The 7,767-nt window shown below is 57.3% G+C and carries 7 protein-coding genes; all 7 read right to left on the reverse strand.

Annotation, left to right across the window (positions count from 1 at the left end; genetic code table 11):
- Positions 1 to 7 precede the first annotated feature (7 nt).
- A complete protein-coding gene (locus B3Y70_RS05815; protein ID WP_286896453.1) occupies positions 8 to 667 on the reverse strand; it encodes an energy-coupling factor ABC transporter permease in 660 nt (219 codons plus the stop codon).
- An 88-nt stretch (positions 668 to 755) separates the two neighbouring features.
- Positions 756 to 2,480, reverse strand: coding sequence for a SulP family inorganic anion transporter (locus tag B3Y70_RS05820; protein WP_288589376.1), 1,725 nt, complete (start codon positions 2,478 to 2,480; stop codon positions 756 to 758).
- Between the two features lie 7 nt (positions 2,481 to 2,487).
- A complete protein-coding gene (locus B3Y70_RS05825; RefSeq protein ID WP_153739795.1) occupies positions 2,488 to 3,354 on the reverse strand; it encodes an MBL fold metallo-hydrolase in 867 nt (288 codons plus the stop codon).
- A gap of 82 nt (positions 3,355 to 3,436) precedes the next feature.
- Complete coding sequence (locus B3Y70_RS05830; protein WP_153739794.1) at positions 3,437 to 4,963, reverse strand: sensor domain-containing diguanylate cyclase; 1,527 nt, start codon at positions 4,961 to 4,963, stop codon at positions 3,437 to 3,439.
- Between the two features lie 64 nt (positions 4,964 to 5,027).
- On the reverse strand, positions 5,028 to 5,651 hold the full coding sequence (locus B3Y70_RS05835; protein ID WP_273030739.1) for a tetratricopeptide repeat protein: 624 nt from the start codon (positions 5,649 to 5,651) through the stop codon (positions 5,028 to 5,030).
- A complete protein-coding gene (locus B3Y70_RS05840) occupies positions 5,648 to 6,430 on the reverse strand; it encodes an SDR family oxidoreductase (protein WP_153739792.1) in 783 nt (260 codons plus the stop codon). Before B3Y70_RS05840 ends, B3Y70_RS05835 begins: the two co-directional genes overlap by 4 nt.
- On the reverse strand, positions 6,417 to 7,767 hold a 1,351-nt coding region (locus B3Y70_RS05845), incomplete at its 5' end, for an iron-containing redox enzyme family protein (protein WP_288589385.1). The genes B3Y70_RS05845 and B3Y70_RS05840, both read right to left, overlap by 14 nt.

Below are 7,767 nucleotides of genomic sequence, written 5' to 3' on the forward strand. Positions count from 1 at the left end.
AGCACGCTTACCGGTAGCGGCTCTGATCCAGCGTACTGAGCCGGTCCGGATGGAATACCATCAGGCCAGTGACAAAGGTGCCGTTGATGAAACCCTCCGGAATCATGAACAGCGGCAGATACCTCAGATACTCATGCACCAGTTCATCAAAACTGTAGGTACCGCTGCTCCATAGCATCAGGCACATCACCATGCCCGCCGCGGCAACCGACAGACCGGCTCCAAAAAAACCACAGAAGAAGATGTAAGCGAAGAAGTTACGGAAATTGCGCCGCCGTTCCCACAACATGATGCCATGGCTGAGCAGGGCTGGCACCATCACCGTAATCAGGCCGTTAGCGGCAAACATCAGTAGCGGCTCGCGCCCGGTGATGACGGTGATCACCAGGGCCAGCAGGCCCGCCAGCACGGCCAGAGCCCAACCCAGCATCAGGGTAATCACCGTGATGCCAAAGATGTGAATCGCCAATCCTGGTGAAATACCTGCCCGTAACTGCCAGACAAAACCCAGAATCACCGCAGCACCAAAAAACGAATGCTGCAGGGCGTTATCCTTGCGCAAGGCGGACCAGTCGACAGAACGCACCGCTTTCAACAGGATCACCGCAAACAACACGGCGGTGATCAGCCATTGACTGGTGGAGAGCAGGTTGTCGGTCATTCCCATGGCGTTTTACCGGTGCGGGTGCGATTGGAAATAGGGGGCAGTGTCTACACATACCCCATACACCGTCAATGGGATCACACCGTTCAGGTCAAGCCGCCAACGCCGCCCGGTCCGTGAGCGCTTGCCAGGCTTCATAAGTGCTCAGGAAAATGCGTCCGCCCAGGTGTTCCAGCAACTCCGTGCCTTTGAGCCGGTCCATGACCGGGCCCTTGATTTCCGAGAAATGCAGACGCACCCCGGCGTCGCGCAGCCGTTCGTTAATCGCTTCCAGGCTTTCCAGGGCTGAGGCATCAATCAGGTTCACCGCCGGGCACACCAGCACCAGATCGGTCAGCTCCGGCTCCCGGGTAACCAGATCCATCACGGTTTCTTCAAGGAAACGGGCATTGGCGAAATACAGGCTTTCATCCACCCGCAGGAAGGTAACCTTGGGGCAAAGTTCCACCTCATGGCGCAACACGTTGCGGAAATGCTCGGTGCCCGGCACCCGGCCCACCACCGCACTGTGGGGGCGACTGGTGCGGTACAGGAACAGACCGATCGATAACGCCACCCCGGCAATGATACCGGCCTCGACACTGTGAGCGAGCGTGAGCAGGATGGTCGCCAGCATGGCCCCGAAATCGGTACGGGAATAGCGGAAGGTGCGGCCCAGTGCCGGCAGATCAATCAGGGTGATCACCGCCACAATAATGGTCGCCGCCAGCGTCGCCTGGGGCAGCCAGGCTATCGCCGGCGTGAGGAACAGGGTCGCCAGGGCAATGCCCACCGCCGTGTAGGCACCGGCGGCCGGTGTTTCTGCGCCGGCATCGAAGTTCACCACCGAACGGGAAAAGCCACCGATAACCGGCATACCGCCCGACAGGCCGGACCCCAGGTTGGCGGTCCCCAGACCAATCAGCTCCTGGTCCGGGTCAATGCGCTGGCGCCGTTTGGCCGCCAGGGTCTGACCCACGGAAACCGATTCCACGAAACCCACCACACTGATCAGCAAGGCGCTGACCGCCAGTTGGGACCACAGGCCAAGATCCAGACTGGGCATGGTGAAGGCAGGCAATCCTGACGGTACCTCACCGACCAGTCGCACGCCCTGCTCATCAAGCCGCAATACCCAGGCAACCAGAGTCGTGATCAGCACCGCCAGAATGGGCGCGGTCTTGGTCAGGATATCGGCCGCCCGGGGAGCCAGGCCAAATCGATGCAGTACCGGTTTAAGGTACCGGCGAGACCACAACAGAAACAGCAGGGCCCCGACCCCGATCAACAGCGTGGGCAAGTTGGTATCGCCCAGGGAAACCAGTAACGAGTGACCAATATCCAGCAAGTTGTGGCCATTGGCCTGGATACCGAACAGGTGCTTGAGCTGGCTGGCGGCAATGACAATGCCCGAGGCGGTAATAAACCCGGATATCACCGGATGGCTCAGGAAATTGGCCAGGAAGCCCAGCCGCAGCACCCCCATCAGGGTGAGCATCAGGCCAGACATCACCGCCAGCAAAATAGCTCCGGCCAGATACTCAGCAGTGCCCGCCTCGGCCAGTGGCGCCAGAGCAGCCGCCGTCATCAGCGAGGCCACCGCCACCGGGCCAACAGAGAGGGTGCGACTGGTTCCGAATACCGCATAGATCACCAGTGGCAGGATGCTGGCGTACAACCCGACCTGCGCCGGGAGGCCCGCCAGCAGAGCGTAGGCCAGAGACTGTGGAATCAGCATAACGGTGACAATCACCGCAGCCACCAGATCACTGGTGGCCTGGTCACGACCGTAGGATGGCGCCCATTGCAGAATGGGCAGATAGCGTTTCAGATTCATGCGCGGCTCAGAACAGGTTGACCGGTACCTTCAGGTACACCTGGCCGTTGTCTTCTGCAGGCGGCATATGGCCCGCCCGCATGTTCACCTGCACCGAGGGCAGGATCAGCCTCGGCATATCCAGCGTTGCATCCCGCTCGGTGCGCATCTTCACAAACTCCTCTTCCGACACACCATCGTGCACGTGCACATTAGCCTGACGCTGCTCCGCCACGGTGGTCATGTGCTGGTATTCATCACGGTCGGGAGCCTTGTAATCATGGCACAGGAAAATGCGAGTCTCCGGCGGCAACGCCAGAACTTTCTGGATAGACTGGTAGAGAACCCGGGCATCACCGCCCGGGAAATCACAGCGGGCCGTGCCGTAATCCGGCATAAACAGGGTATCGCCCACAAAGGCGGCGTCGCCAATCACATAGGTGAGGCAGGCCGGTGTATGGCCGGGTGTATGTAGCACACGGCCTTCGAGGCTGCCGATCGCAAAGGTGTCGCCTTCCTCAAAGAGCCGGTCAAACTGACTGCCATCGCGGGCAAACTCGGTACCTGCGTTAAAGGCCTTGCCGAAAATGTCCTGTACCTGAATGATGTTTGCCCCGATACCGGTTTTGCCTCCGAGCTTTTCATGCAGGTAGGGAGCTGCTGACAGGTGATCCGCATGTACGTGGGTTTCCAGAATCCATTCCACGGTCAGATCGTTCGCCTGGATGTACTGAACAATCTCGTCGGCCGAGCGCACATCAGTGCGGCCAGCGGCATAATCGAAATCCAGCACCGAATCCAGAATCGCACAGGCCTGGCTGTCGGGATCGCGCACGACATAACTGAAGGTGTTAGTGGGTTCGTCGAAAAAATGCTGAACGATGGGCTGGGTCATGGTATTCACCTCTGAAGTCGCCAGTTCTTTAATTTGATCTAAGGATATACTGAAACGATATATAAGGTGAAATGCTGTTTTCTTATATGTGCGATAACCCAAATCCATCGAACAGACAATTCCGCCCGCCCGCCTTCGCTTCGTAAAGACGATGATCTGCGATGGCAATCAATGCCTCCGGAGTCGCAGGCTGAGCTGTCAGTTCCGAAACACACACCGCGCCCGCGCTAACGGTAATTCGTAGCAATTGTCCGTCACACTCAAATTGTTCCTCCCGCACGGATTGAAAAATCCGGCCAATCAGCGGGACAACATCCTGTTGGTTAACTCCCGAAAAAACCACAATAAATTCTTCGCCACCATAGCGCGACACAACGTCTGTAGTCCGGCTGTATTGCGTCAATAGTAACGAAAACCGCTTTAAAATCTTGTCGCCAACAAGATGTCCAAATCCGTCATTTATGCGCTTGAAGTGGTCAATATCAAATATGGCTACACAAAATTTTTCGCCATAACGATTACAGACCGCCAACATTTCTTCCATGCGCGGTAGCAGGTATCGCCTGTTGTATAGACCTGTAAGTGGGTCACGAATTGAACGGCTGACCAGATCCTCTTCCAATCGATTTCTCTCCAAAGCTCCGGAAAGCAGGCCAGATACGATAATCATCAGATCAGACTGATCTCGGCGCCAAGGTCTTAAACTGAGTGAATCAACTCCAAAGAATCCCATGACTTCACCTCGCACAAGAATTGGGGCACAAATCATGGACTTCACACCCTGAGACTGAAGAAGCAATTTCTCTTCAGTCGCATCAACCGGAAGTGCGTTTACGTCTTCAACAAAAACCACTTTATCCTGGTCAATCATTCGATGGATCTGACCCTGCCACCAGGTAAAGCCTGAGATATCGACCTCTTGCTGTTCAGCCATCAAAGACGGCACTCCAGCCCTAGTCCACTCATGCGTGTTGGTCATTTGGGCGTAATCTTTGGAAAAGGCATATACATAGGCTCGATCAACCTCAAAGAAACGTCCTATAGCTTTTAAAAGATCGTCAATGCACTCATCAATCGTGCCAAAGCCCAAATGAATAAAATGCGCAGACAAGGCTGCGATCATTTTCTGGAATCGCGCCTGATATGAGGCCTCTTCTTCACTCATTCTGAGACTGCGTTCAAGCGCTTTGTAGTGCTCTATATTGATAAATTGCCCGTACCAGATAGTGCTTCCATCCGGCTGTTCTTCTGGCATGGAAGTGGCTTCGTACCACTGAACTTCTCCGTCTTTTCCCCTGACTCTGGCCCGGTAACACCAAGGCGACATGGTATTCGCAGACAGCAAAATCGATTCTCTAATACCATCGAGATCGTCCGGTGCAATTAATGCAAACATTGGATCCGCATCGCCGTGTAAACGAACCGGTTCAATGCCGAACACGTCTCGGACCCGATCACTAATATAGGGAAAAGCGTGGTGGCGCCGGTCGGCACTCAATTGGTAGGTGAACAGAATGCCGGGAACACTTGATGCCAGTTTTCGGAAAAAACTCTCCGAGAGTGCTTGCATCTCCGTCTGAGCAGGCGCTGACTTCGGTGTTCCCTTCATTGTTTGGGTTCCTCATAACCTCACATAAAAAGTGTAGTGCAAGGCTATAGTACCCGCGAGTTCTCTAATTCAAATCCTCAAGGAGTAACTCGGCTTCTGCCCGACGACCGGCATCGGCAACCTCACGACCAGGTCTCGACGGGGCCGCTAATACTTTTTCAAGATAGACCCGGGCCCGTTGCGGCTCATCCTGCTCCGCCAGAAAATCTCCAAAGAAGTAATTGGCATCAATACCGTCCGGGTTGATTGCCAGCGATTTCTGCAGGTACTTCCGGGCCATCTCATCATCCCCGAACCCCAGCGGCCAGCCCGGCACCTGATAATACAGGCTACCCAGCGAGGTATAGGCTGAGCCATCCAGCGCCTCCGGAGCGATCTTCAGGGCCGCTTCCAGGGAGGCGCGGGCCTCTTTCACCAGCCCCAGCGCACCCAGGCCGCCTTTGGCACCTGCGTAGGTGCTGAGCACAATACCCTGCCAGATCAGCGGTTCGGCACGGCCCGGATAATCAGCGACAAAGGTCTCGGCCTCTTTGGCCAGTGCCTCAAATGCCTTTTCCTTATCATCTTCGGGCAACTGATACTGGATCTGAGCCCAGCGTTGCTGGATTTGGGCCAGTTCCGCCTGCATGTCCTGAGCCCACAGGGGCATGGCCATGACCCCCGCCAACATCATTACGATCCACTTCATGACACCACTCCTGAATCCAGAAAGCGCCGGATCACCGGCAGCTGTTTTAACATCGCTTTATCCACAAGCTTCGGCAGGATGCCGTTGATCACCACAAACAGTTTTTCCGGCCAGCCGAGAAACCGCCGACGTTCATCTTTTTTCATCGCCTGAAGAATCTGGGCTGCGACAGCGTCCGGTGCGTCCATGGCATTGCCCAGGGCACGGTTCAGCTCGTTCACCGGCGCCGGGTTCATGGCCGTGGCCGTGGCTCTGGGCGCTACGTACACCACCTGCACCGGGGTGTCCGCCAGCTCCCGGCGCAGGGCTTCGCTGAAGCCGCGCAGGCCGAACTTGCTGGCGCAATAGGCGGTGTAGCCGGGAAACCCGATGCTGCCGAAGGTGGACCCCACCAACACCAGGGCGCCCACGCCGGCTTTACGGAAACGAGGCACAAAATGCCGGGCCACCAGCATGGCGGAACGCAGATTGACCATAAGCTGTGCATCCAGGTCGCCGACGGCCATGGCATCCAGCGCCGCAAACCGGTTCTGGCCGGCGCAATGAATCACACCATCAATATCGGGATACACCTCACTCAACTGTTGAAGCTGTTGATCCAGCTCCGGGCTGGCCAGCTCCAGGTGTACCGGAGAAACGCCGGCGCGCTTTTCCAGCCGCTCCGGATGTCGGGTCGCAACGATCACCCGGGCTCCGCATTCCACCAGCGGCCCGATCAGGGCCTGGCCAATGCCACCGGTGCCACCCAGCAGCAGGAAGGTACGGTCATGCAGCCTCATGACGTTGCTCCTTGCCATGGGCCCGCAGCGGAATGCTGTGCAGCATATCGCCGTACAGGCGATACACCATGCGCGCGGCCTCAATGATGGCCTGCTGGTCCTCCGGATCGGTGATGTCGTTCATCAGGTTGCGGAAGAACTCGAAGTGGTCCTGATCCAGGGCGCCGTGAGAGTACAGATAACTGAACGCCTGATTGGGCAGGCCTAGCTGTTTCTGGATGGCTTCACCCAGGGGCGTTGCCAGCTCAATGGAGGTGCCCTCCAGCACCTGAACCATGCCAAAAAACGCCGCCGGGTTACCCCGCTGGATGCGGTCATACAGGTAGGCCACCATCAACTCGATGGAGGTATCGGGCTGGCCATGACGAATGGCTTCCTTGTCTTCGCCGCAGGCTTCAAGGTCGTTGAGAATCCACTCGTGGTGGCCGTATTCTTCCTCAATGTATTCCACCAGTGCCTTGCGCACGAATTCCAGCCGTTCGGGCAGCCGGCCACCACAGGCCATCATCAGTGGCACCGTATGCTTCACGTGGTGATAGGCCTGGATCAGGAACCAGGTGTAACCCTCAAGATCAAAGCGACCCTCGCGGATAGCCTGAATCACCGGGGCACCGGTGACATGGGCCCGGGCCTGTTCAGTTTCGGATTGCAGTCGGTCAAAAAATGCCATGTTGGAGTCTCCTGGCGTTGTCTGTTGGATAGAAGTGCCCGCAGGCACTGAGAGATTCATGAATAAGGGAAAGGATTCGGCCATGAGCCTGGGCAGGTCCGCCTGAATCTGGTGCCGCACCGGGCGACCGTTGGCCGTGATGTGGCCCTCGGCCTGGGTCAGCCGTTGCCGGCGCAGGTACACGGCCTGCAAGCGGGCATAATCCGGCAATCCGGCATTCAGCAACGTCAGGGCCGCACGTATATCGTCAGGGCTTCGGTTATCGGTGATCACCACCAACGCACCGGGTTGCGGCTCACCATCGCCAAATACCACGGCCTGAGCAGCCCCCAATGCCTGGACCAGTTCACTTTCCAGCCATTCCGGGCTGATGTTCCGACCAAAGCTGGTAATCAACAGGTTCTTGGCCCGACCGTTGACGGTCAGAAAGCCCTCTGTGTCCTGGTCGCCCAGATCGCCGGTGTCGAGCCAGTCATCGGCTTGCGGCTCATCACCGAGATATCCCAGATGGGTATTGCCCCGGACCAGAATCCGGTGCTCGTTATCCACCTTTACCTGAACATGCCCCAGGGGGAGGCCCACCGAGCCTTCACGTTCCGCTCCGGGCACGTTCAGCGCCACCACCGAGCCACATTCGGACAGGCCGTAGCCCTCGTACAGAGGCAAC

It is taken from the genome of Marinobacter sp. UBA5687, assembly GCF_002420325.1.
Lineage (GTDB): Bacteria > Pseudomonadota > Gammaproteobacteria > Pseudomonadales > Oleiphilaceae > Marinobacter > Marinobacter nauticus.